Raw genomic sequence first — 23,458 nt, 5'->3', positions numbered from 1 at the left:
GGCCTCCTACGCCGCGACGAGATACGAGAAGACGGATTCGAGGGACTCGTCGGACGGCGAGACCGTGAGCAGCCGGATGCCGTGCGTCCGGGCGACCTTGGGCAGCAGCACGGTGAACCGGGCGAAGTCGACCGCCTGGATGCGCAGCGCGCCCTCCGCGAGGTCCACCTCGATGCCGGACGTCGACGGGTCGGCGATCAGCGCGGCGGCGAGGGCCCGGTCGTCGCTGGAGCGCACCAGGTAGCGGTGCGGGCGGTCGGTCATCAGCCGGCGGATGCGCCGGAAGTCGCCGCTCGCGGCGTGCCGTCCGGCGACGATCACCTCGATGTGCGCGGCGAGTTGCTCGACCTCTTCGAGGATGTGGGACGAGAACAGCACCGTGCGGCCCTCGTCGCCCATGCGCCGCAGCAGGTCCATGAGCTGCATGCGCTGGCGCGGGTCCATGCCGTTGAACGGCTCGTCGAGCAGCAGCAGGGACGGGTCGTGGACGAGCGCGGACGCCATCTTCACCCGCTGCCGCATGCCCTTGGAGTACGTGGAGATCTTGCGGTCCTGCGCGTACTCCATCTCGACCGTGGCGAGGGCCCGTTCGGCGGCCTTCTTGCCCAGGCCGTGCAACTCGGCGTTGGCGACGACGAATTCGCGGCCGGTGAGGAAGTCGTACATCGCCTCCCGCTCGGGGACGATGCCGATGTGCCGGTAGATGTCCTCGTTGCGCCAGACCGGCTTCCCGTCGAGGGTGACGCTTCCGGTGGAGGGGGCGAGGAAGCCGCCCATCATGTTGATGAGGGTGGACTTCCCGGCGCCGTTGGGGCCGAGGAGGCCGGTGACGCCGGGGCCGACGGTCATCGTGATGTCGTTGACCGCCACCACGTTGCCGAACCAGCGCGAGACGTGGTCGATGTTCAGCGTGGTCACAGTCCGACCTTTCGGTAGCGGCGCATCAGCAGGCCGTAGCAGCCGGCGATGAGGCCGAGGACGACGACGAGGAAGACGACGCCCTGCCCGGACGTGGGTCCCTCGCCGCCGGGGAAGGAGGAGCTCGCGCCGAGGAACGCGGTCTGGACGCCGTCGATGAGGGTGACGGGCGAGAAGAGGCCGATCCAGGGCACGGCCGAGGCGCTGGACTGCGAGTCCGCGATGGCCTGGAGGGTGGAGACGGCGCCGTAGGAGATGGTCAGGACGGCGATCACGGCCGCGATGCCGAAGCCGCGGCGGGGGGTGACGGCCGAGACGACCAGACCGATGCCGGCGAACAGCAGGGAGAGCAGTGCCACGGATACCAGCCCCTGGCCGAATCCCTTCGTCTGGTCGGAGAAGTCGAGCTTGGCGAGCAGGGCTCCGACGTAGAGCACCAGCAGCGGCGCGGCGGTGAGCACGAACATCGCCGAGGCGAGGGCCGCGTACTTGGCGCGGACGTAGTCGGCGGTCTCGATGGGCCGCGAGAAGTACAGCGGGACGGTCTTGAAGCGCAGGTCCCGCGAGACGGACTGCGGTGCCTGGGAGGCCACGTAGAGGCCGATGACGGCCTGCATCACGATGGCGTAGCGCGTGTAGTCGAGGGGGAGGTCCTTCGCCTTGGTGGCGACGGCGACCGCGACCATGATGAGCGCGGGCACGCACATCACCACGAAGAGCAGCATCGGCAGGACCTTGGACTTGACCGAGCGGCCGAGGCCGTAGGCGCCGCGCAGGGACTGCGAGTACAGCGAGCGGCGCGCGTAGGCGCGGCCGAGGCGCGGGCCGTCGTAGTTGCGGTAGCCGATGTTGTGGATCCGGGTCTGCTCACCCTGCTGGGCGAGGGGCTGCTCAACCGCCATGGCCGACCGCTTCCTTCCGCGCGTCCTGTGCGCCGTCGCGCGCCTGCGTCCGTTCGTCGTGGAAGACCTCGGCGATGTGGTGCCTGCGCTGTTCCATGCGGACCAGTCCGAGGCCGAGGTCGGCGACGACGTCACGCACCAGGTCGTACGTCTCCTCGCCCTCGGCGGTGAGCAGCAGCACGTGGCCGGCGCCGGGCAGCCCGCTGCCCTCGTGGGTGTCCACCCCGCGCGCGTGGAGCGCGTCGCGCAGGGCGCGCGTGCCGTCCGGGTGCGCGTCGGTGTCGGTGACCTCGACGGCGAGGGTGGTGGTGATCTGGGTGAAGTCGGTGGTCGAGCTGGACCGCAGGAGCTTGCCGCCGTCGACCACGACCACGTGGTCGCAGGTGCGCTCCAGCTCGCCCAGCAGGTGCGAGGTGACCAGCACGGAGATGCCGAAGTCGGTGTGGATGCGGCGGATCAGGCCGAGCATCTCGTCGCGGCCGACCGGGTCGAGCCCGTTGGTCGGCTCGTCTAGGAAGACCAGCTGCGGGTCGTGGACGAGGGCCTGCGCGAGCTTCACGCGCTGCTTCATGCCGGTCGAGTAGCCGCCGATGGGGCGGTAGCGCTCTTCGTAGAGGCCGACGTGGCGCAGCGTGTCCGCGGTGCGCTCACGGGCGGCGGTGGGCGGCAGGCCGGACATGCGCGCCATGTGCACGACGAACTCGGTGGCCGAGACGTCGGGCGGCAGGCAGTCGTGCTCGGGCATGTACCCGACCCGCTCGCGGATCTCGGCGCCCTTGCTGACGACATCGAGTCCGAGCACCTCGGCTCGGCCCTCGGTGGCGGGGGACAGACCCAGCAGGATCTTGATCAGTGTGGACTTGCCGGCTCCATTGGCTCCGACGAGTCCGGTCACACCGGGCCCGACGTCCACGGAGAGCCGGTCAAGCGCGGTCACCCGGGGGAACCGCTTGCTCAGGCTTTCGGTCACGATCACAGTCACGTTCTCGACGGTAGTGGCGCACACCACACCGGTCGTCAGACCACGGAGCTGGATCGGCGTCAGTCTCCAGTCGTACGGGCCCGTAGGGGTCCCCCTGAAGTCGAACGCGTCCACCGTCGGGGGGAGGGAGTTGTCCACAACCGGCCGCTCGTCCACAGGCCGGGCGCCCGCCTATTGACGCAGCCTCCAACAATTGTCACATTCATCAGTGTCAAGTTACGGGCACGTAGCGCACAGCCGGACACGGGACGGACGGTGGCATGAGCTCTGCAGTGGCCTCATCGGGGGCGGCCGAACTCTCCGCGGAACTGCGGGGGTTCAGAGAGGTGCAGCGTCTGGCGTACGCGTGCGCCGAGGCGGTCGCGGCGCAGCTGAAGCCCGGCGTGACCGAGCGCGAGGCGGCGCGCATGCAGCGCGAGTGGCTGCGCGAGCGGGGGGTGCGGGACTGGTTCCACCTCCCCTTCGCCTGGTTCGGCGACCGCACGGCGTTCGTCGGCTTCCGGGTCCCGCTCCAGTTCTTCCCGACCGGCCGCCGGCTCGAAGCGGGCATGCCGTTCATCCTGGACATGGCCCCGGTGTTCAAGGGCTGCACGGCGGACATCGGCTACTCGGGCTCCCTCGGGCTGAACCCGGTGCAGGACAAGCTGCTCGCCGACCTCCGGGCGCACCGCGAGCTGATCCTGCGCGAGGTGCGCGAGCGCCGCCCGCTGCGCGAGATCTACGAGGACGTGGACCGGCTCATGGTCCGCCAGGGCTATGCCAACCGGCACCGCGCCTACCCCTTCGGCGTGATCGCCCACAAGGTGGACCGGGTGCGGGAACGCCGCTGGTCACCGCATCTGTTCGGGTTCGGGACGCAGTCCCTGAAGGGGCTGGCGGGCGACGCGCTGCGCGGCCACCGCGACGGCTGGTCACCGCTGTGGTCGCCGTACCGCTTCTCCGACCACCCGCCGCGGCCCGGGCTGTGGGCGGTCGAGCCGCACCTCGGCTTCCGGGGCACGGGCGCCAAGTTCGAGGAGATCCTGGTGGTCACCGACTCCCGGGACCCCGAGCAGGGCGCGTTCTGGCTGGACGACGACCTGCCGCACGTGCGGCGCTGGGCGGAGGGCGTGTGATGAGCGCGCCGGACAGGGGGCTTTCGATGACGGGGCTGGACGGCGCGCGTGTGCGCCGGGTGCGGACGGGCGGGGTCGAGCTGTGCGTCGCCGAGCTGGGTGACGAGACCCGGCCGACGGTCGTGCTGGTGCACGGCTATCCCGACTCCAAGGAGGTGTGGTCCGAGGTCGCGGCCCGCCTCGCGGACCGTTTCCACGTGGTGCTCTACGACGTGCGCGGGCACGGCGCGTCGACGGCGCCGCGACCCCTGCGCGGCGGCTTCACGCTGGAGAAGCTGACGGACGACTTCCTGGCCGTCGTGGACGCGGTGAGCCCGGACGGGCCGGTGCACCTGGTGGGCCACGACTGGGGTTCGGTGCAGTCCTGGGAGTTCGTCACGGTCGCGCGCACCGAAGGCAGGATCGCGTCCTTCACCTCGATGTCGGGGCCCTCGCTCGACCACTTCGGGCACTGGATCAAGCAGCGCACGAAACGGCCGACCCCCCGCAGGGTCGGCCAGCTCCTCGGCCAGGGCGCCAAGTCCTGGTACGTGTACCTGCTGCACACGCCGGTCCTGCCCGAGCTGGCCTGGCGCGGCCCCCTGGGCAAGCGGTGGCCGAAGATCCTTCAGCGCGTGGAGAAGGTGCCCGCCGACGGCTACCCGACCGCGTCGCTGCCCACGGACGCCGCCCACGGAGCCTGGCTGTACCGGGACAACGTCCGGGCACGGCTCAGCCGGCCGCGCGAGGACGCCTACGCGCACGTGCCCGTGCAGCTCATCACGCCCCTGGGGGACGCGTTCCTCTCCGAGCGGCTCTACGACGGGCTGGAGCGGTGGGCACCCCAGCTGGTGCGCCGCACCCTCCCGGCCAAGCACTGGGTTCCGCGCACCCGTCCGGACCAGCTGGCCTCCTGGATCACGGACTTCGTCCAGGCCAACGAGGACGGCGTCCCCGCGCACGACAAGGCGGCCACCGGCCGGTACGCGCACCGGTTCGGCGGACAGCTCGTGCTCGTCACGGGCGCGGGCAGCGGCATCGGCCGGGCCACCGCGTACGCGTTCGCCGAGGCCGGCGCCCGTCTGGTGGCCGTCGACCGGGACGCCGAGGCGGCGGCCCGCACGGCGGAGATGGCCCGGCTGATCGGCTCCCCCGCCTCCTGGGCCGAGACGGTCGACGTCTCGGACGAGCAGGCCATGGAGAAGCTCGCCGAGAAGGTCGCCACCGAGTACGGCGTGGTCGACGTCCTGGTGAACAACGCGGGCATCGGGCTCTCCGGCTCCTTCTTCGACACGACCGCCGAGGACTGGAGGAAGGTCCTCGACGTCAATCTGTGGGGCGTGATCCACGGCTGCCGGCTCTTCGGGAAGCAGATGGCCGAGCGCGGGCAGGGCGGCCACATCGTCAACATCGCGTCGGCGGCGGCGTACCAGCCCTCGAAGGCGCTGCCCGCCTACAGCACCTCAAAGGCGGCGGTGCTGATGCTCAGCGAGTGCCTGCGCGCGGAGCTCGCGGGCCAGGGCATCGGCGTCTCCGCCGTCTGCCCGGGCTTCGTCAACACGAACATCACCTCCACGGCCCGCTTCGCCGGGGTCGACGCCACCGAGGAGAAGCGCCGCCAGAAGAGGACGGCACGGCTGTACGGGCTGCGCAACTACCCGCCGGAGAAGGTCGCCGACGCGATCCTGCGGGCGGTCGTGCGCGACGAGGCGGTCGTGCCGGTCACGCCCGAGGCGCGCGGCGCCCACCTGATGTCGCGTTTCGCTCCGCGGGCGCTGCGCGCGATCGCCCGGCTGGAGCCACCGCTGTGAGCGCCTCCGGGACCGACGGCACGGGCGACGGGCCGTGCGCGATCGCCCCGCGCCGGGTCTCCTTCGACTGGGAGCGGACCCCGCTGCACTGGATCCCGGGCGAGCCCACGGCGACCCATGTCATCAACGTGCTGCACCTCCTGCTGCCGGCGGGGGAGCGGTGGTTCGTGCGGGTCTTCAAGGAGGCCCTCCCCCTGGTCGGTGATCCCGGGCTCCTGAAGGACGTCAAGGGGTTCATGGGCCAGGAGGCGACCCACAGCGTGCAGCACGCGTACGTGCTGGACCATCTGGCCGCCCAGGACCTCGACACCAGCGCCTTCACGCGGCACGTCGACTTCCTCTTCGAGCGGCTGCTCGGCGAGCGCCCGCCCCTAGGGGCGCCGGTGCCCGCTGCGGAGTGGCTGCGCTTCCGGCTCTCGGTGATCGCCGCCATCGAGCAGTTCACCGCGGTCCTCGGCGACTGGGTGCTGGCCGCCGACGGACTCGACCGCGCCGGTGCCGACGAGGTCATGCTCGACCTGCTGCGCTGGCACGGAGCGGAGGAGGTCGAGCACCGCGCGGTCGCCTTCGACGTGTACCAGCACTGCGGCGGCCGGGGCCTGCCCCGGTACGCGCGCCGGGTCGCCGGCATGGCCGTCACGGCTCCGACGATGCTGTGCCTGTGGGCGTGGGGCACCGCCTGCCTCATCCGTGACGACCCCCGGCCGGCCGGCCGGCTCCGCTATTCGCTCGCCGCCCACAACAGGGCCGTGCGCAAGGGGCTGCTCCCCACCTGGCGGGAGCTCGGCGCCGCCGTGCCCCGGTATCTGCGCCGGTCGTACCATCCCTCGGGGGAGGGCTCGCTGCGTGCCGCGGTGGAGTACCTGGCGCGCTCCCCCGCGGCCCGCTCGGCGGCGGGGGCGATCGGGCGGGCGGCCCTCGCGTAGCGGCGGCGGCCCGTGCCGCACCCGGTGGCGCGGTCGCGGGGGCGGCACCGGGAGCGGTACGGACAGGCGTGGTCGCGGGGCACAACGGGGCAGTACCCAGGGCCCTTTCACGAGCGGCGGCACCCGGCGGACACCGACGGCCGTGGCACGGAGCGGCGGTCGCACGGAAAGGCAGGAAGCGTGAGCGTGAACGGCGAGCCGGCCGGCGGCGCCTACCGGATCGAGGACCTGGCGCACCTCAGCGGGGCCACGGTCCGCACGATCCGCGCCTACCAGGACCGGGGACTGCTTCCCCGCCCCGAGCGGCGGGGCCGGGCGAACGTCTACTCGGACGCGCACCTGGCCCGGCTCCGGCAGATAGCCGACCTGCTGGACCGCGGCTACACGCTGGCCTCCATCAAGGAACTCCTGGAGGCCTGGGACGCGGGCCGGGGGCTCGGCGGGGTGCTCGGACTCGTCGCGGAGGTCGACGGACCGTGGACGGACGAGGAGGCGGTGCGGATCTCCCGGGCCGAGCTGGACGAGCGGTTCGGCGGGCACCCGGACGACGCGGCCGTCGCCGACGCGGTCGAGCTGGGAGTGCTGGAGCGCGTCCCGGGCGAGAACGAGACGTACCTCGTACCCAGCCCCCAAGAACTTTCTGTAGCAGTCGAGTTGTACGCGGCGGGCGTACCCCTCTCCGCAATTGCCTCCCACCTACGGGAGTTGCGGGGCCAGGTCGAGCACATCGCCTCCCGTTTCCTGGAGTTCACCACCGAGCACGTCTTCGCGCGCTATCTGGGCGAGCACCCGCCGACCGACGCCGAAGCGACCGAGGCGGCCTCCCTCGTACGTCGGCTGCGACCGCTCGCCCAGCAGTCCGTGGACGCCGAACTGGCCCGGGCCATGCGCCTGTTCGCCACCCGCCATCTGCACCGGCACCTCGGGACCGGATCGCCTCCCGACCATCGCACCGAGACACGTGACGTGGCGATACCCGCCGACACAATGCGCGCGGTGGAAAGCCTGGTTGGCGCGGGCAACGCGGCCGCCTTCATCACCGCGGCGGCCGAACGCGAGGTGCAGAGCAGGACCTTGGACGCCCTCGCCGCAAGCCCGTTGCCGGAGAAGGGCGTTGCTGAACAGCCGTAAATAACACCGCTGTTGTCCACAGAATCGCCAATTCCCCTGTGGATAAACGTACTTGCTTGTGGATCAAACCTACCCGCCAAAATCAATCGCGTGACGCGCGTCTCTCCCGGCACTCTGGCGGGATGAACGAACCGATCGACGACAGACGCACCGTGAAGGTGTCGAAGTACCTCTCGAAACACCTGCGGCACCAGCCGGAGCGGATCGGGCTCACGCTCGGGGAGGGCGGCTGGGTCGAGATCGAGGCACTGATCGCCGCCGCCGCCGCACACGGCTTCCCCTTCAGCCGCGCCGAACTCGACCACGTGGTCGCCACGAACGACAAGCGGCGCTTCGCCGTCGAGGGCACCCGGATCCGCGCCAGCCAGGGCCACTCGGTCGAGGTCGACCTCGGGCTGCCCACGGCGACTCCGCCCGCGTACCTCTACCACGGGACCGTGACCCGCAGCCTGGACGCGATCCGCGCCGAGGGCCTGCGGCCCATGAACCGCCACGACGTGCACCTCTCCGCGGACCGCGAGACCGCCACCCGCGTCGGCGCCCGCCGGGGCCGGCCGGTCGTCCTCTCCGTCGACGCCGCCGCCATGCACCGCGACGGTCACGTCTTCCACGTCAGCGAGAACGGGGTCTGGCTCACCACCGCCGTGCCCCCGCGCTACCTGCGCTTTCCCGCACCGCACTGACCGGACCGGCGCGAGGCCGGCCGGCGGACGCCGGCACCGCCCGGCTCCGCTTAGGCTCGACGCATGAGTCTGCGTCTGAGCACCGTGATCCTGCCGTACCTCCGCTGGCACGAGGGCGGCCGCGCGGCCTGGCAGCGCGCGGAGCAGCTCGGCTTCCACACCGCCTTCACGTACGACCACCTGTCCTGGCGGACCTTCCGGGACGGTCCGTGGTTCGGCGCCGTACCGACCCTGACCGCCGCGGCCGCCGTCACCGACCGCCTGCGCCTCGGCACGCTGGTGACCTCGCCGAACTTCCGGCACCCGGTCACCCTGGCCAAGGAACTGATCTCCCTCGACGACATCTCGAACGGGCGCATCACGCTCGGCGTCGGCGCGGGCGGCACCGGCTTCGACGCCACCGCGCTGGGTCAGGAGCCCTGGAACCCGCGCGAACGCGCCGACCGCTTCGGCGAGTTCGTGCCGCTGCTCGACCGGCTGCTCACCGAGGACGGCACCGACGGCGTCACGTACGACGGCACCTTCTACTCGGCCCACGAGGCCCGGAACATCCCGGGCTGCGTCCAGCGCCCCCGGCTGCCCTTCGCGGTGGCCGCGACCGGACCGCGCGGGCTGAAGCTCGCCGCCCGGTACGGACAGGCGTGGGTGACGACGGGCGACCCGAAGCTGTACGAGACAGGCACCTCCGAACAGTCGATTCAAGCCATTCGCGGGCAGATCGAGAAGCTGGGCAGCGCCTGCGCGGAGGCCGGCCGTGACGTGACCGGACTCGACAAGCTGCTGCTGACCGGTTTCACGCCGGACCGGGGCCGGCCGCTGGAGTCCCTCGACGCGTTCGTCGACTTCGCGGGCCGGCACATGGAGCTGGGATTCACCGACATCGCGATCCACTGGCCCATCCCCGACTCGGATTTCGCGGCCGACGAGAAGGTCTTCGAGCAGATCGCCGTCGAGGCGGCCGCGCAGCTCGGCTGACCCGCCGGGCGCCGGGACGGTGGCCCGCCGGTGGTGCTGGTGCCGTCCTCTCCGGCGGGGGCGGAGCGCGCGGGGACCCGCGGTACCCGCCCGCCGACAGCGGAAGGTGACGGCCCTGATGGGGACGGTAACCACTCACCTGTGCGGACCCCCGCACGAGCGTGCAGGCATATGCGGGAGAATGACGGGGTGACCTCAGCGACTCGACGGCCCGAGACCCCGGCCTCCACCGTTCCCACCCGGCTGATCGCCACGGACCTCGACGGCACCCTGCTGCGCGACGACAAGTCGGTGTCCGAGCGCACGATCGCCGCCCTCGCCGCCGCCGAGCAGGCCGGCATCGAGGTCTTCTTCGTCACCGGGCGCCCCGCGCGCTGGATGGACGTCGTCAGCGACCACGTCCACGGCCACGGCCTGGCGATCTGCGGCAACGGCGCCGCCGTGGTCGACCTGCACGGCGGCCCCGGCACCCACCGCTTCGTCAAGGTCCGCGAGCTCGAACCCCGCACCGCGCTCGACGTCGTCGAGCTGCTGCGCTCCGCGGCCCCGGGTACCGCGTGCGCCGTCGAGCGCACCTACGGCCTCCACCTGGAACCGGCGTACCCCTCGCTGCACATGGAGCCCCCGGAGACCGTCGCCCCCGCCGAGAAGCTCCTCGCACCGGACGCCCTCGACGCCGACCAGCCGGTGCTCAAGGTGCTCGCCTACCACCCGGAGATCGCTCCGGACGACTTCCTCACCCTCGCCCGCCTGGCCATCGGTGACCGCGCCAACGTCACCCGCTCCAGCCCGAGCGCCCTGCTGGAGATCAGCGGACCGGGTGTCTCCAAGGCGAGCACGCTCGCGCTGTGCTGTGCCGAGCGCGGTATCTCCCACGAGGAGGTCGTCGCCTTCGGTGACATGCCGAACGACGTGGAGATGCTGACCTGGGCGGGCCGCTCGTACGCGATGGGCAACGCGCACCCCGCCGCGATCGCCGCCGCCTCCGGACAGACGGTCGCCAACAACGAGGACGGCGTCGCGGTCGTGATCGAGCGCATTCTCGCGGGCCGGCTCTAGGGTTTTCGGCCCGCGGCGGCCGTCACGGTCCCGCGGGCCTACAGTTCCACCCCGTGCCCGGCCAGCCACGGCACGGGGTCGACGGCCGACCCCATGTCCGGCGTGATCCGCACCTCGAAGTGCACATGCGGCCCGGTCGAGTTGCCGGACGTGCCGGACTGCCCGACCCACTGCCCCGCCGCGACCCGCTCCCCCTGGTCGACGGTGACGGCCGCGAGGTGCGCGTACTGGGTGTAGTAGCCGCCCGGGTGCTCGACCACGACCTCGATGCCGAAGGGGCCGCCGCACGCCACCCGCTCGACCCGCCCCGCGCCCACCGCCCGCACCGGCGTGCCGATGGGCACCGCGAAGTCCTGCCCGGTGTGCCGGGCCGCCCAGCGCTCGCCCCCGCTGCCGAAGGCCGCGGACAGGTCGTACGTCTCCACCGGGGTGAGCCACGGGGGTTGTGCGCCGGTGTCCGGCTGGTCGAGCCGGACGGCACCGCGGCAGGAGCCCGCCGCGACCGAGGCGTCCGCCTGCCCCTGCAGCGTCGAGCGCGCCGCCTCCAGCTTCGCCTGGACGGTCCGCTTCACCTCGGCCAGCTGCCCGGTGAACTTCTCCAGGGCCTGCCACTCCGACGCGGCCTTCGCCTCGTCCGCGGCGAGCCTCGTCTCCGCCCGCCGGCTCTTGGACACCGCGTTGTTGACGGCGAGGTCCGCCTGCCACACCGCCCGCTGGCCCCGCATCAGCTCCTCGGGGCTGTCCGCGAGCAGCAGTTGCGCCGTGTACGGGAGTCCGCCGCCCTGACGGTACTGGGCCCGCGCGATCCTGCCGAGGTCCCCGTGCAGCGCCGCGATCCCCCGCCGCTCGCGTTCGAGGAGCCCGTCGGCCCGCCGCGCCCTGGCCCGCAGCTCGTCGGCCTCGCGCCGGCCCAGCTCGTAGCGCCGCGTCGCGACGGAGGCGTCCTCGTACAGGCGCGCCACCTGGGCGCTCACCTCCAGCTCCTCACCGGAGCCGCCGTCGGACGCCGCAGGCCCGGCGGTGAGGACGGCGAGCGCGCACAGCAGGGCCGGCACGAGCAGCAGGGGGCGGCGAGGTGGGCGCATGCCAGTGATCGTGTCCCGCACCGGGGCCCGCGGTCCTGTTCAGGTCGTACGCATGGGGGACCGGACGCCACGGACGGGCCATCCGGTTCGGCCGAACAGGGACCTGGCTCGGGCGTGTCGCGTCCGCCGGCGGCGGGAGCTGCTACGGGACCTCAGTGGGGCGCCTCCCACACCACCGTCGTGCCCCCGCCGTTCGCGCCGATCCCGGGTCCGTACCGGCTGTCGCCGCCCAGCGACTCGGCGCGGCGCTTGAGGTTCAGCAGTCCGCTGCGCCGGCCGCGCTCGGGGATGCCGACGCCGTCGTCGGCGACCGTGAGCCGTACGCCCGGCCGGCCGTCCGGCAGGACGGCCGCCGCGTCGACGGTGACGTCGATCCGGGAGGCACCGGCGTGCCGGAAGGCGTTGGAGAGGGTCTCGCGCAGGGCGGCGATGAGGTTCTTGCCGGTGAGTTCGCCGACCACCGTGTCGACCGGGCCCACGAAGTGGTGCGCGGGCCTGAAGCCGAGGGGGACGGCGGCCATGTTGATCTCGCGCAGGACCCGGGTCCGCAGCCCGGACGGCTCCTCGGCAGGCCCCCCTTGCAGCGCGAAGATGGCGGTGCGGATCTCCTGGATGGTGACGTCGAGTTCGTCGACCGCCTTGCCGACACCCTGCCGCACCTCGGGCACGACGGAACGCCTCTGCGCGCTCTCCAGCATCATCCCGGTGGCGAACAGCCGCTGGATGACGAGGTCGTGCAGGTCGCGGGCGATCCGGTCGCGGTCCTCGTACACCGCGAGCCGCTCCCTGTCCCGCTGCGCCTCGGCCATCGTCAGGGCGAGCGCCGCCTGCGAGGCGAACTGCGCCGCCAGGGTGCGCTCGGACTCCGTGAACGGGCGGGCGCCCCGTCCGCGCGGGGTGACCAGGGCGCCGAGGACACGGCCGCCGCTCTGCAGGGGCAGCATCATGACCGGCCCGTACCCGCGGGCCAGGTCGGTGAGCATCCGCGGGTCGGCGGCCGCGTCCTCGACGAACACGGGACGGCCCGCCAGGACTTCGGCGCCGATCTCGCTCTGCGGCGGGACGACGACTCCGAGCGCCTCGGAGGGCCGGTCCGAGGCGACGGCGACGATCTCCAGGCCGCCCTCGTCCGCCGGCAGCAGCACGAGCCCCGCAGCGGAGCCGGAGAGCCGCCGGGCCTGTTCGGCGACGACCTGGAGCGAGGCCTCGGTGCCGTCGCCGGAGAGCAGCGCGGTGGTGACCGCCACCGAGCCGTCGATCCAGCGTTCGCGCTGCTGGGCGGCCTCGTACAGCCGGGCGTTGCCGACGGCGATGCCCGCCTCCGTGGCCAGCACCCGCAGCATGTGGAGGTCGTCCTCGCCGAACGGGCCCCCGCCGTGCTTCTCGGTCACGTACAGATTGCCGAAGATCTCCCCCTGCACCCGGACGGGAACGCCGAGAAAGCTGCGCATCGGGGGGTGGTGCTCCGGGAACCCGCAGCACCGCGGATCGCCGGTCAGCTCGGCGAGGCGCACGGCCTCCGGTTCGTGGATGAGCGCGCCGAGCAGCCCCCGGTGCCCGTCGGGCAGCCGGCCGATACGGCGGGCGGCCTCCGCGTCGACCCCGTGGTGGACGAAGTCCGCGAGGCCCTCGCCGTCCTCGGAGACGACCCCGATGGCCGCGTAGCGCGCGTCGGTCAGTTCGGCCGCGGTCTCGCAGATCCGGTCCAGCGTGGAGTGCAGTTCGAGGCCGGAACCGACGGACCGCATCGCCTTCAGGAGCTGCGGTACGCGCGCCGTCAGCTCCGCGGAGAGACCTCGTAGGCTCCGGGACGTCCGGGGCACCGCGCCCGGACCGGAACGCGGTTCGGGCGAGGTGCGGGCTGCTGACATGCCTTGAGGGTAGTTAGTCCGATTTGCAAGGGAAAGTCGAGATGTGCCGGGCGGTCCGGCCCCGGCCGCCGAACGCAGCCCGATACCGTCCCTCAGCCTGCGGCACCCACGAGCGCCTCGCTCTCGGACTCCCGCCGCCGCATCTCCCGCAGGGGACCGTCCACCGCGGCCAGCTCGGCGTACGGTCCGCGCTGCACCACACGCCCCTCCGCCAGCACGATCACCTCGTCCACCGCGTCGAGCCCGGCCAGCCGGTGCGTGATCAGCACGGTCGTACGGCCCTCGGTGGCGGCGAGCAGATCCGCGGTGAGGGCGTCCGCCGTCGGGAGATCGAGGTGCTCCGCGGGCTCGTCGAGGACGAGGACGGGGAAGTCGGCCAGCAGGGCCCGTGCCAGCGCGAGCCGCTGCCGCTGCCCGCCGGACAGCCGGGCCCCGTGCTCCCCGATCAGCGTGTCGAGCCCGTCGGGCAGGGCGTCCGCCCAGTCGAGGAGCCGAGCCCGGGCGAGTGCGTCCCGGAGTTCGCCCTCGGTGGCGTCCTTCCGGGCCAGCAGCAGGTTCTCGCGAACGGAGCTGTCGAAGAGGTGCGCGTCCTGGGCGCACAGACCGACGAGCCGCCGTACGTCGTCCCCGTCCAGCGCGCGGGCGTCCACACCACCGAGCGTGTACGTGCCCGACGCCGGGTCCAGGAAGCGCAGCAGCACCTGCGCCAGCGTCGTCTTCCCGGCACCGGAGGTGCCGACCACGGCGACCCTGCGTCCCCGGTCGAGAGTGAGGTCGAGCCCGGCGAGCGCGTCCCGGTCCCGGCCGGCGTGACGGGCCGTGAGGTCCCGCACGCGCAGCGGGAACGGCGACGCGGGCGCGGAGCGCGGCAGCTCCGGTTCCCGTACGGGCTCGGGTGCGTCCAGGACCTCGTACACGCGCTCCGCGCTCCTGCGGACCCGCTGGCGGTACTGGACGGCGAGCGGCAGTCCCAGCACGGCTTCGAAGGCGGCCAGCGGGGTGAGGACCACGACGGCCATCGTCACACCGCCGAGGCGCCCGTCGGCGACGGCCTGGGCGCCGACGAGTGCGGCGGCCGTCACCGTCAGGCCGGACACGAGGGCGGTGAGACCGTCCCCGAGCGCGGTCGCCGTGGCCGCGCGGGAGGCGATGCGCGTGAGAACGGTGTCGGCGCCGCGCGCCTGGGCCGTACGCGAGGGAAGGGCACCGGCGACCGTCAGCTCGGCGGTCCCGGTGAGCAGGTCGGCCACCCGGGTCGCGAGCACACCGCGGGCGGGGGCCAGCCTGCGCTCCGCGCGCCGCGCCACGGTGCCGGTCAGCAGGGGGACCCCGACACCCGCCGTGAGCAGGCCGACGGCGAGTACCGCGCCGGCCTCGGGCAGCAGCCAGGCGGTGAAACCGACGGAGGCGGCGGACACCACCAGGGCGGCCCCGGCGGGAAGCAGCCACCGCAGCCAGTAGTCCTGGAGGGCGTCCACGTCGGCGACGAGCCGGGACAGCAGGTCACCGCGCCGGGTGGCGCGCAGACCGGCGGGAGCCAGCCTCTCCAGGCGCCGGAACACGGCGACCCGGGTGTCGGCCAGCATGCGCAGTACCGCTTCATGGGACACGAGTCGCTCCGAGTACCGGAACACCGCGCGCCCGATGCCGAACGTCCGCGTGGCCGTCACGGCCATCATCAGGTACAGCACGGGCGGCTGCTGCGACGCCCTGGAGATGAGCCATCCCGAGGTCGCCATGAGCCCGACGGCGCTGCCGAGCGCGAGGCTGCCGAGCAGGAAGGCGAGGACGAGCCGGCCGCGCCGGGCGTCGGCCATGGCCCGCACCCGGGCGAGCACCCCGCCGCGTTCGTGACGGCCTGGCGCATCGGGGCGCTCCGGGCCCGCTGCCCCGCCCGCGTCGACGGACACCGGAGCGGTCTCGGCAGCCGCCGGCACGACGGCCGTCCGGTCGACGTCCGCGACGGAGGGTTGGGCGCCGATGGCCGACGCCCGGTGTTCGGAGGCGACGGCCTCGGAGCCCGAGTCCGTGGTCCGGGGACCGGCGACAGCGACGCCGAGGGCTGGGACCGTCGTCCGGGGCCGGGAAGGGGGGGAAGCGGGCGCCGGAACGGAAGTCCGAGGCCCTGAAGTGGCGGAAGCGGGGGTCGGAACGGAGGTCAGGGGCCCGGACACGGCGTAACCGGCGGCCTCCGGGACGGGGGACGCCTGGGGCGCCGGTTCCAGCCGCACCACCCGGTCGGCCACGCCCAGCAGCGCGGGCCGGTGGACGACGAGCAGCACCGTCCGTCCCACGGCGAGCCGCCGCACCGCCTCCACCACCTCGGCCTCCGTCGCCCCGTCCAGGGCGGCCGTCGGCTCGTCCAGGAGCAGTACCGGCCGGTCCGCCAGGAACGCCCGGGCGAGGGCGAGGCGCTGGCGCTGGCCCGCGGAGAGCCCGGCGCCGTCCTCACCGAGGACCGTGCCGACCCCGTCGGGCAGGGCCTGGACGAAAGCCAGCGCGCCCGCGTCGGCGAGGGCTCGCGTGACCGCCGCGTCGTCGGCGTCGGGACGTGCCAGGCGGACGTTCTCGGCGACGGACCCGGCGAACAGGTGGGGCCGCTGCGGCACCCACGCGATCCGCGAGCGCCATTCCGCCAGGTCGGCGGACGTGAGATCGACGCCTCCGGCCTGCACCCGGCCCGACGTCGGCCGTACGAAGCCGAGGAGCACGTTCAGGAGCGTTGACTTGCCCACACCGCTCGGCCCGACGAGGGCCACGGTCTCGCCCTGGCCGACCGTGAACGACGCGTGGGACACCGCGTCGGCCGACCGCCCGGGGTATCGCACGGACACGTCCTCGAAGCTGATCCGTCCCGCCGGGGCGACGAGCGAACCGGACGCCGGCACCGGGGTCTCCAGCACCGCGAAGATCTCCTCGGCCGCCGCCAGCCCTTCGGCGGCGGCGTGGTACTGCGCGCCCACCTGGCGCAGCGGCAGATACGCCTCGGGTGCGAGCACCAGGATGACCAGTCCCACGTACAGGTCCATCTCGCCGTGGACGAGCCGCATGCCGATGGTCACCGCGACGAGGGCGACCGAGATCGTGGCGAGGAGTTCCAGCACGAAGGACGACAGGAAGGCGATCCGCAGCGTCCGCATGGTCGCCTGCCGGTACTCACCGGTGATGCGCCGGATCGACTCGGCCTGCGCCTTCGCCCGGCCGAACACCTTCAGGGTCGGCAGTCCCGCCACCACGTCGAGGAAGTGACCCGACAGCCGGGACAGCAACTGCCACTGACGGTCCATCTGGGACCGGGTGACCCAGCCGATCAGGACCATGAACAGCGGGATCAGCGGCAGCGTGCCGACGATGATCGCCGCCGACACCCAGTCCTCCGTGACGATCCGCGCGAGCACGGCCACCGGCACCACCACCGCGAGCCCCAACTGAGGGAGGTAGCGGGAGAAGTAGTCGTCGAGGGCGTCCACTCCTCGTGTGGCGAGCGCGACGAGAGAACCCGTGCGCTGCCCGCCGAGCCATCCGGGTCCGAGCTGCGCGGCCCGCTCCAGCAGCCGGCCCCTCAACTCCGACTTCACCGACGCACTCGCCCGGTGTGCTGCCAGTTCCGTGAGCCACGAGACGAGGGCGCGGCCGATCGCGACGACCGCCAGCAGGGTCAGCGGCGTGGCCAGTTCACCGGCCGAGCGGCCGTGCTGGAAGGCGCCCACCACGATCTCGGCGATGAGCATGGCCTGTGCGATGACCAGTGCCGCCCCGGCCGCTCCCAGGCCGACGACCGCCACGAGGAAGAGGCGGGTGGCGCGGGCGTACCGGATCAGGCGCGGGTCGATCGGTTTCACGTGAAACACACCCTCGGTTCAGCGGGTGCGTTCCGGGCGGAGACGCACCCTTCGGTCCAGACGGCATGTTTCACGTGAAACATGCCCCTCGGTACGCGGACTCAGTGAGCGACGTCCGCGATGTGCTGCGTACCGATCCGCTTGCGAAACACCCAGTAGGTCCAGGACTGGTAGAGCAGGACCAGTGGCGTCGCGATCCCCGCGCACCAGGTCATGATCTTCAGCGTGTACGGACTCGACGAGGCGTTGGTGACCGTCAGGCTCCAGTCGGCGTCGAGCGAGGACGGCATGACGTTCGGGAAGAGCGTGAGGAAGAGCATGGCGACGGAGGCCACGATGGTGAGCCCCGAGAGCGCGAACCCCCAGCCCTCACGCCCCACCTTGACCGCGCCCAGGGCCGCGACCAGTGCGCCCACCGCCACCACCATGGCGACCAGGGACTTGCCGTCCCCGTTCTCCACCTGCGTCCAGAGGAGGAAGAGCAGCGCCAGCACGGCGGTCACCGCGCCGACCTGGAGCGCCAGCTTCCGTGCCCGCTCGCGGATGTCGCCGACGGTCTTGAGCCCGACGAACACCGTCCCGTGGAAGGTGAACAGCGTCAGCGTGACCAGGCCGCCCAGCAGGGAGTAGGGGTTGAGCAGGTCCCAGAGGGTGCCGACGTACTCCATGTCGGAGTCGATCTTCACCCCGCGCACGATGTTGCCGAAGGCCACGCCCCAGAGGATCGCCGGGATCAGCGAGGTCCAGAAGATCGCGGTCTCCCAGTTGCGCTGCCAGCTCTCCTCGGCCCGCTTGACGCGGTACTCGAAGGCCACGCCGCGCACGATCAGGCAGAGCAGGATCACCAGCAGCGGCAGGTAGAAGCCGGAGAAAAGGGTCGCGTACCACTCCGGGAAGGCGGCGAAGGTGGCACCGCCGGCGGTGAGCAGCCACACCTCGTTGCCGTCCCAGACCGGTCCGATCGTGTTGATCAGGACCCGCTTCTCGGCACGGTCACGGGCCAGCAGCCGGGTGAGCACACCGACCCCGAAGTCGAAGCCCTCCAGGAAGAAGTAGCCGGTCCACAGGACGGCGATGAGGACGAACCAGACGTCGTGAAGTTCCATGACTCAGCAGCTCCCTGGGCCTAGTAGGAGAAGGCCATCGGCTTGTCGGCGTCACGGGAGTCGCCGCCGATCCTGGTGGGCGGGTTGAGGTCGTTCTCGGTGAGCTCGGGCGGCCCGGCCTTGACGTACTTCACGAGCAGCCTGACCTCGATGACGGCGAGGACCGCGTACAGCGCGGTGAAGGCGATCATCGAGGTGATGACCTCACCCTGCGAGACACCGGGGGAGACGGCGTCGCGGGTCTGCATCACGCCGTAGACGACCCAGGGCTGGCGTCCCATCTCGGTGAAGATCCAGCCCCACGAGTTGGCGATCAGCGGGAAGGCCATGGTCCAGAGCGCCGCCAGCCAGTACAGCCGGGTGAACCTCGATCCGAGCGGCTTCCTCAGCAGCACCAGGTGCGGCACCTCGTCCTCGCCGGTCCGGTGGGCGGCGGGCAGCATGAACCTCTTGCGTGTGAGCCACAGTCCCAGCAGGCCGAGCGAGAAGGACGCCATGCCGAAGCCGATCATCCACCGGAAGCCCCAGTAGGCGACGGGCACGATGGGCTTGTAGTCACCCGGGCCGAACTGCTCCCGCAGTTCCTTGTTGGTGTCGTTGATACCGGGCACGTAGGACTCGAAGTCGCTGTGGGCGAGGAACGAGAGCAGTCCGGGTATCTCCAGGGCGACCTTGTTGTGCCCCTTGTCGACGTCCCCGTAGGCGAACACGGAGAACGGCGCCGGCTTCTCGCCGTCCCACAAGGCCTCGGCTGCGGCCATCTTCATCGGCTGCTGCTCGTACATGACCTTGCCGAGGGTGTCGCCGCTGATCGCGGTGAGCAGCCCGCCGACCGCGAGCGTGACCAGGCCGAGCCGCAGCGAGGTGCGCATCACCGGGATGTGCTTCTTGCGCATGAGGTGGAAGGCGGCGATGCCCACCATGAAGGCGCCACCCGTCAGGAAGGCCGCCGAGAAGCTGTGGAAGACCTGGTTGAGCGCGGTGTTCTGGGTCAGGACCCGCCAGAAGTCGGTGAGCTCGGCGCGGCCCTTCTCCTCGTTCATCCGGTAGCCGACGGGGTGCTGCATCCACGAGTTGGCCGCGAGGATGAAGTACGCCGACAGCAGCGTGCCGATGGAGACCATCCATATGCAGGCGAGGTGGATCTTCTTCGGCAGCTTGTCCCAGCCGAAGATCCACAGGCCGATGAACGTGGACTCGAAGAAGAAGGCGATCAGGGCCTCGAAGGCCAGCGGCGCACCGAAGACGTCACCGACGAAGCGCGAGTAGTCGGACCAGTTCATGCCGAACTGGAACTCCTGCACGATCCCGGTGACGACACCCATCGCGATGTTGATCAGGAAGAGCTTCCCCCAGAACTTGGTGGCCCTGAGGTACTTCTCGTTCTCCGTGCGCACCCAGGCGGTCTGCAGGCCGGCGGTCAGCGCGGCGAGCGAGATCGTCAGAGGGACGAAGAGGAAGTGGTAGACGGTGGTGATGCCGAACTGCCATCGCGCCAGTGTCTCCGGCGCCAGAGCCAATTCCACGTCGTCAGTCTCCTTACGTCACCGCCGTGGCACGGCGGCCGCTTGCCCGCTTTGTCACGCACATCGCGGAGCAAACGGGACACGCTTGTGAACGCGTTCACATTCACAAGCAATTATGACGCATGCCCGTTCGAAGCGTGAGCGGCGGGGGTCCCTAAGTGCGGGCCGGTCGGCCTCTGGCGCGAAGACGCTGGTCGGGACCCTTGGCAGGCCCTTCAACATATTGTTGAATTCGCGCATGCAGATACGGATCTCCTGGCCGGCGGGACATCTCACCGCGGCCCTCGACGACACCCCGACCGCCCGGACCCTCGTCCGGGCGCTGCCGCTCGTCTCCAGTGCCCGCACCTGGGGCGAGGAGGTCTACTTCGACACCGGGGTCGCGGTCGCCGTCGAGGGCGACGCCCGCCAGGTCGTCCCCCCGGGCACGGTCGCCTTCTGGACCGACGGCGACGCCCTCGCCCTCCCCTACGGGCCCACGCCGATCTCCCAGGGCTACGGGCTGCCCCCGGACGAGTTCGAGGGCGCATGCCGGCTCGCGAGCCCGTGCAACCTTCTCGGCCGCGTCGAGGGCGACCCGCGGGTCCTCGCGACCGTCCGGGACGGCGACCCCGTGCGCGTCGAGCTCGTGGACGGCCGGTGGTCCCCGCCGGACTCGACGAGGACCACCGGGTGAAGCGTGTGAGCCCTTCGAGGCCGCCTGCACCTGGGGATGACCCAGGACGCCCGGCCTCACCAGGGGGGCCCGCCCACTGACCGGCCGACCCGGCCCCCGTCGGGCGGGCGGTTGCCCCGCACCGACGGCCGGGAGAGCATCGGCCCCGCCGGCCCTACAGCTCCCTGCGGAACCCTTCCGCCACCTTCAGGAAGATGTCGTTCGCCTCGGCCTCGCCGATCGTCGCCCGCATGCCCTCGCCGACGAACGGCCGTACGACGACACCGGCCTGCTCGCAGGCGGCGGCGAAGTCGAGCGTGCGCTCCCCCAGCCGCAGCCACACGAAGTTGGCCTGCGTCTCGGGCACCGTCCAGCCCTGACCGCGCAGCGTCTCCACCACCCGCTGGCGCTCGCACACCAGGGCGCCGACCCGGCCGATCAGCTCGTCCTCGGCACGCAGCGAGGCGATGGCGGCCTCCTGGGCCAGCTGGCTCACGCCGAACGGCACCGCCGTCTTGCGCAGCGCGGCGGCCACGGGCTCGTGGGCGATCGCGAAGCCGACCCGCAGACCCGCCAGGCCGTACGCCTTGGAGAAGGTGCGCAGCACGCACACGTTGGGCCGCTGCCGGTAGATCTCGACGCCGTCCGGGACCTCGGGATCGCGGATGAACTCCCGGTACGCCTCGTCGAGGACCACCAGCACGTCGCTCGGCACCCGGTCCAGGAACCGCTCCAGCTCCGCCCGGCGCACCACGGTGCCCGTCGGGTTGTTGGGGTTGCAGACGAAGATCAGCCGCGTCCGGTCGGTGATCGCGTCCGCCATGGCGTCCAGGTCGTGCACGTCACCCGAGGTCAGCGGCACCCGCACCGAGGTGGCGCCGCTGATCTGCGTGATGATCGGGTACGCCTCGAAGGACCGCCAGGCGTAGACGACCTCGTCGCCCGGTCCACTCGTCGCCTGGAGCAGCTGCTGGGCGACCCCGACCGAGCCGGTGCCCGTGGCCAGGTGGGAGAGCGGCACCCCGAAGCGGTTCGACAGCTCTTCCATCAGACCCGTGCAGGCCATGTCCGGGTAGCGGTTGAAGGAACCGGCCGCCGCCGTCACGCTCTCCATCACGCCGGGCAGCGGCGGATACGGGTTCTCGTTCGACGACAGCTTGTACGCCACCGGGCCGTCGGCCGCGGCGGCCTTGCCGGGCTTGTAGGTGGGGATACCCTCCAGCTCGGCACGCAGCTTGGGGCTCGTCTCGCTCACCGCAGTCCTCCTCGCGACCACCACCGGCTCATGACCCGCCACCGGCATCCAATGCTTCTCACCTTATGAGGATTCGGCCCCGCTGCGAATGGGGCTGTGGACAGCCGCCCGCATCCGCGAGGTCATCCCCGCCCGAAGGTGTACGAGCCGCGCAAAACAGGGGGCGCATCGTCCGCTTCGACACGCGCCGGTGGCTCACTCCGTGGCGCGCATCCCCCGTGAAGGTGAGTTGAGACCTCTTCGAAACATGGCCCACTTGGCAGGCTTGTGCGTGCCGACACGTCACGTCCTGCCATTGCATCGTTCAAACGCCTGTAAATCCAAGGCAGTTGACGCTTGTGGATCATGCAGAAACGTGCCTGTCAACGAGTGCATATGCGTCCGCACTACCCCACCGCATGAGCCCTACTATCGGCTCGCCATGACAGCAGCAGGGAAGCACCAGGTGAGCCGGGCGGACACTCCCCGCCGAGGCGGTCGGCCGGGCCGGGCGGGCATCAGAGACGTGGCCGCCGCCGCCGGAGTCTCCATCACGACCGTCTCCGACGCCCTCAACGGGAAGGGCCGGCTGCCGGACGCCACCCGACGCCATGTCCGTGAGGTCGCCGACCGACTGGGTTATCGCCCGTCCGCGGCGGCCCGAACCCTCCGTACCGGAAAGTCGGGCCTCATCGGCCTGACCGTGACGACGTACGGGGATGAACCTTTCACCTTCACCGAGTTCGCCTACTTCGCCGAGATGGCCAGAGCCGCCACCTCCGCGGCCCTCGCCCGGGGCTACGCCCTGGTCATCCTGCCCGCCACCTCCCGCCACGACGTGTGGTCGAACGTCGCTCTCGACGGCACCGTGGTCATCGACCCCTCCGACCACGACCCGGTGGTCAGCGAGCTGGTCCGCCAGGGCTTACCGGTCGTCTCCGACGGCCGCCCGGCCGGCTCCCTCCCGGTGACCGCGTGGGTCGACAACGACCACGAGGCGGCCGTCCTCGGCATCCTCGACCACCTGGCCGACGCCGGCGCCCGCCGGATCGGCCTCCTCACGGGCACCACCACGGACACCTACACCCACCTCTCCACCAGCGCGTACCTGCGCTGGTGCGAACGGGTCGGCCAGGACCCGGTGTACGAGGCCTACCCCGCGCACGACCCGTGCGCGGGAGCCGTCGCCGCCGACCGGCTGCTCGCCCGGCCCGACCGTCCCGACGCCGTCTACGGCCTCTTCGACCCGAACGGCACCGACCTGCTGGCCGCGGCCCGCCGCTACGGCCTGCGCGTACCGGACGACCTCCTGCTCGTGTGCTGCAGCGAGTCCACCGTCTACGCCAGCACGGAGCCGCCCATCACGACGCTCTCCCTGAAGCCCCGACGGATCGGCACGGCCGTCGTCCAGCTCCTCATCGACGCCATCGAGGGCCTGGAATCGGACCAGCCGGTCGAACAGGTGATACCGACGGAACTGATCGTGCGCACGTCCTCCGAGCGACGTCCGCCGCGCACGACGGTCAGCCCGCCGCGGTCCCCGGAGGAGGGCTGAGTCACAGGTGGCGGGACCGGCGCCGAGTGGGAAGCACCACCCAATTGGGGCGAAAGCCGCGGTGAAACGAGGTCTTGCTCCGATTCACCACCCCTGGGTCATC

The 23,458-nt window shown here is 71.9% G+C and carries 18 protein-coding genes; 9 read left to right on the top strand and 9 right to left on the bottom strand.

The annotated features are described in order from the left end of the window. Positions 1-6: 6 nt before the first annotated feature. The 3 genes from ACWGIS_RS06725 to ACWGIS_RS06715 are packed head-to-tail and all read right to left on the bottom strand — an operon-like array spanning position 7 to position 2,796. Positions 7-918 (bottom strand): ABC transporter ATP-binding protein, encoded by a 912-nt coding sequence (locus ACWGIS_RS06725; protein WP_453361313.1) that lies wholly within the window; start codon positions 916-918, stop codon positions 7-9. Beyond that, positions 915-1,820 carry an ABC transporter permease gene (locus ACWGIS_RS06720; RefSeq protein WP_453361312.1) on the bottom strand — a complete coding sequence of 302 codons (906 nt, stop codon included), beginning with the start codon at positions 1,818-1,820 and terminating at the stop codon, positions 915-917. Before ACWGIS_RS06720 ends, ACWGIS_RS06725 begins: the two co-directional genes overlap by 4 nt. Next, complete coding sequence (locus ACWGIS_RS06715) at positions 1,810-2,796, bottom strand: ABC transporter ATP-binding protein (RefSeq protein WP_453361432.1); 987 nt, start codon at positions 2,794-2,796, stop codon at positions 1,810-1,812. Before ACWGIS_RS06715 ends, ACWGIS_RS06720 begins: the two co-directional genes overlap by 11 nt. A 266-nt stretch (positions 2,797-3,062) precedes the next feature. On the opposite strand from ACWGIS_RS06715, the gene ACWGIS_RS06710 reads away from it, so the two are divergent. From ACWGIS_RS06710 to ACWGIS_RS06680, 7 genes are all read left to right on the top strand, one after another. After that, positions 3,063-3,917, top strand: coding sequence for a M24 family metallopeptidase (locus ACWGIS_RS06710; protein WP_453361311.1), 855 nt, complete (start codon positions 3,063-3,065; stop codon positions 3,915-3,917). Positions 3,918-3,943: 26 nt separating this feature from the next. After that, on the top strand, positions 3,944-5,707 hold the full coding sequence (locus tag ACWGIS_RS06705; RefSeq protein ID WP_453361310.1) for an SDR family oxidoreductase: 1,764 nt from the start codon (positions 3,944-3,946) through the stop codon (positions 5,705-5,707). Beyond that, positions 5,704-6,633: a metal-dependent hydrolase gene (locus ACWGIS_RS06700; protein ID WP_453361309.1), complete on the top strand. Its 930-nt coding sequence runs from the start codon at positions 5,704-5,706 to the stop codon at positions 6,631-6,633. Before ACWGIS_RS06705 ends, ACWGIS_RS06700 begins: the two co-directional genes overlap by 4 nt. A gap of 186 nt (positions 6,634-6,819) precedes the next feature. Further along, on the top strand, positions 6,820-7,764 hold the full coding sequence (locus tag ACWGIS_RS06695) for a MerR family transcriptional regulator (RefSeq protein WP_453361308.1): 945 nt from the start codon (positions 6,820-6,822) through the stop codon (positions 7,762-7,764). Positions 7,765-7,898: 134 nt separating this feature from the next. Next, complete coding sequence (locus ACWGIS_RS06690; RefSeq protein WP_453361431.1) at positions 7,899-8,447, top strand: RNA 2'-phosphotransferase; 549 nt, start codon at positions 7,899-7,901, stop codon at positions 8,445-8,447. A gap of 63 nt (positions 8,448-8,510) precedes the next feature. Continuing rightward, positions 8,511-9,422: an LLM class flavin-dependent oxidoreductase gene (locus ACWGIS_RS06685; RefSeq protein WP_453361307.1), complete on the top strand. Its 912-nt coding sequence runs from the start codon at positions 8,511-8,513 to the stop codon at positions 9,420-9,422. A gap of 171 nt (positions 9,423-9,593) precedes the next feature. Further along, positions 9,594-10,481 carry a Cof-type HAD-IIB family hydrolase gene (locus tag ACWGIS_RS06680; protein ID WP_453361306.1) on the top strand — a complete coding sequence of 296 codons (888 nt, stop codon included), beginning with the start codon at positions 9,594-9,596 and terminating at the stop codon, positions 10,479-10,481. Positions 10,482-10,519: 38 nt separating this feature from the next. Here the strand turns inward: ACWGIS_RS06680 and ACWGIS_RS06675 are convergent, their stop codons facing one another. From ACWGIS_RS06675 to ACWGIS_RS06655, 5 genes are all read right to left on the bottom strand, one after another. Further along, complete coding sequence (locus ACWGIS_RS06675; RefSeq protein ID WP_453361305.1) at positions 10,520-11,566, bottom strand: peptidoglycan DD-metalloendopeptidase family protein; 1,047 nt, start codon at positions 11,564-11,566, stop codon at positions 10,520-10,522. A 152-nt stretch (positions 11,567-11,718) separates the two neighbouring features. Continuing rightward, positions 11,719-13,437 carry a GAF domain-containing sensor histidine kinase gene (locus tag ACWGIS_RS06670; protein ID WP_453361304.1) on the bottom strand — a complete coding sequence of 573 codons (1,719 nt, stop codon included), beginning with the start codon at positions 13,435-13,437 and terminating at the stop codon, positions 11,719-11,721. 92 nt (positions 13,438-13,529) lie between these two features. Then, a complete protein-coding gene (gene cydD / locus ACWGIS_RS06665) occupies positions 13,530-17,279 on the bottom strand; it encodes a thiol reductant ABC exporter subunit CydD (protein WP_453361303.1) in 3,750 nt (1,249 codons plus the stop codon). Between the two features lie 101 nt (positions 17,280-17,380). Further along, entirely contained in the window at positions 17,381-18,385 is a 1,005-nt protein-coding gene (gene cydB / locus ACWGIS_RS06660) for a cytochrome d ubiquinol oxidase subunit II (RefSeq protein WP_453361302.1), read from the bottom strand. Positions 18,386-18,405: 20 nt separating this feature from the next. Continuing rightward, positions 18,406-19,911, bottom strand: a complete 1,506-nt coding sequence (locus ACWGIS_RS06655; protein WP_453361301.1) for a cytochrome ubiquinol oxidase subunit I — start codon at positions 19,909-19,911, stop codon at positions 18,406-18,408. A gap of 238 nt (positions 19,912-20,149) precedes the next feature. Here ACWGIS_RS06655 and ACWGIS_RS06650 point away from each other — a divergent pair, with 238 nt between their 5' ends. Continuing rightward, positions 20,150-20,587: a cyclophilin-like fold protein gene (locus tag ACWGIS_RS06650; protein ID WP_453361300.1), complete on the top strand. Its 438-nt coding sequence runs from the start codon at positions 20,150-20,152 to the stop codon at positions 20,585-20,587. Between the two features lie 154 nt (positions 20,588-20,741). Here ACWGIS_RS06650 and hisC read toward each other — a convergent pair whose 3' ends face one another. Beyond that, positions 20,742-21,821 (bottom strand): histidinol-phosphate transaminase, encoded by a 1,080-nt coding sequence (hisC, locus tag ACWGIS_RS06645; RefSeq protein WP_453361299.1) that lies wholly within the window; start codon positions 21,819-21,821, stop codon positions 20,742-20,744. Between the two features lie 421 nt (positions 21,822-22,242). Here hisC and ACWGIS_RS06640 point away from each other — a divergent pair, with 421 nt between their 5' ends. Then, positions 22,243-23,355 (top strand): LacI family DNA-binding transcriptional regulator, encoded by a 1,113-nt coding sequence (locus ACWGIS_RS06640; protein ID WP_355782344.1) that lies wholly within the window; start codon positions 22,243-22,245, stop codon positions 23,353-23,355. The last annotated feature ends 103 nt before the right edge of the window (positions 23,356-23,458 follow it).

It is taken from the genome of Streptomyces sp. NPDC054842 (assembly GCF_053611025.1).
Note: the sequence above shows the minus strand (reverse complement) of the source record. Positions and strands in the feature narration are given on the sequence as shown.

Bases quoted from the DNA above. Each gene is read 5' to 3' on its own strand.
- ACWGIS_RS06720 (WP_453361312.1), bottom strand. From the start codon at position 1,820: ATGGCGGTTGAGCAGCCCCTCGCCCAGCAGGGTGAGCAGACCCGGATC.
- ACWGIS_RS06710 (WP_453361311.1), top strand. From the start codon at position 3,063: ATGAGCTCTGCAGTGGCCTCATCGGGGGCGGCCGAACTCTCCGCGGAA.
- ACWGIS_RS06705 (WP_453361310.1), top strand. From the start codon at position 3,944: ATGACGGGGCTGGACGGCGCGCGTGTGCGCCGGGTGCGGACGGGCGGG.
- ACWGIS_RS06685 (WP_453361307.1), top strand. From the start codon at position 8,511: ATGAGTCTGCGTCTGAGCACCGTGATCCTGCCGTACCTCCGCTGGCAC.
- ACWGIS_RS06680 (WP_453361306.1), top strand. From the start codon at position 9,594: ATGCGGGAGAATGACGGGGTGACCTCAGCGACTCGACGGCCCGAGACC.
- ACWGIS_RS06675 (WP_453361305.1), bottom strand. From the start codon at position 11,566: ATGCGCCCACCTCGCCGCCCCCTGCTGCTCGTGCCGGCCCTGCTGTGC.
- ACWGIS_RS06670 (WP_453361304.1), bottom strand. From the start codon at position 13,437: ATGTCAGCAGCCCGCACCTCGCCCGAACCGCGTTCCGGTCCGGGCGCG.
- cydB (WP_453361302.1), bottom strand. From the start codon at position 18,385: ATGGAACTTCACGACGTCTGGTTCGTCCTCATCGCCGTCCTGTGGACC.
- ACWGIS_RS06650 (WP_453361300.1), top strand. From the start codon at position 20,150: ATGCAGATACGGATCTCCTGGCCGGCGGGACATCTCACCGCGGCCCTC.
- ACWGIS_RS06640 (WP_355782344.1), top strand. From the start codon at position 22,243: ATGACAGCAGCAGGGAAGCACCAGGTGAGCCGGGCGGACACTCCCCGC.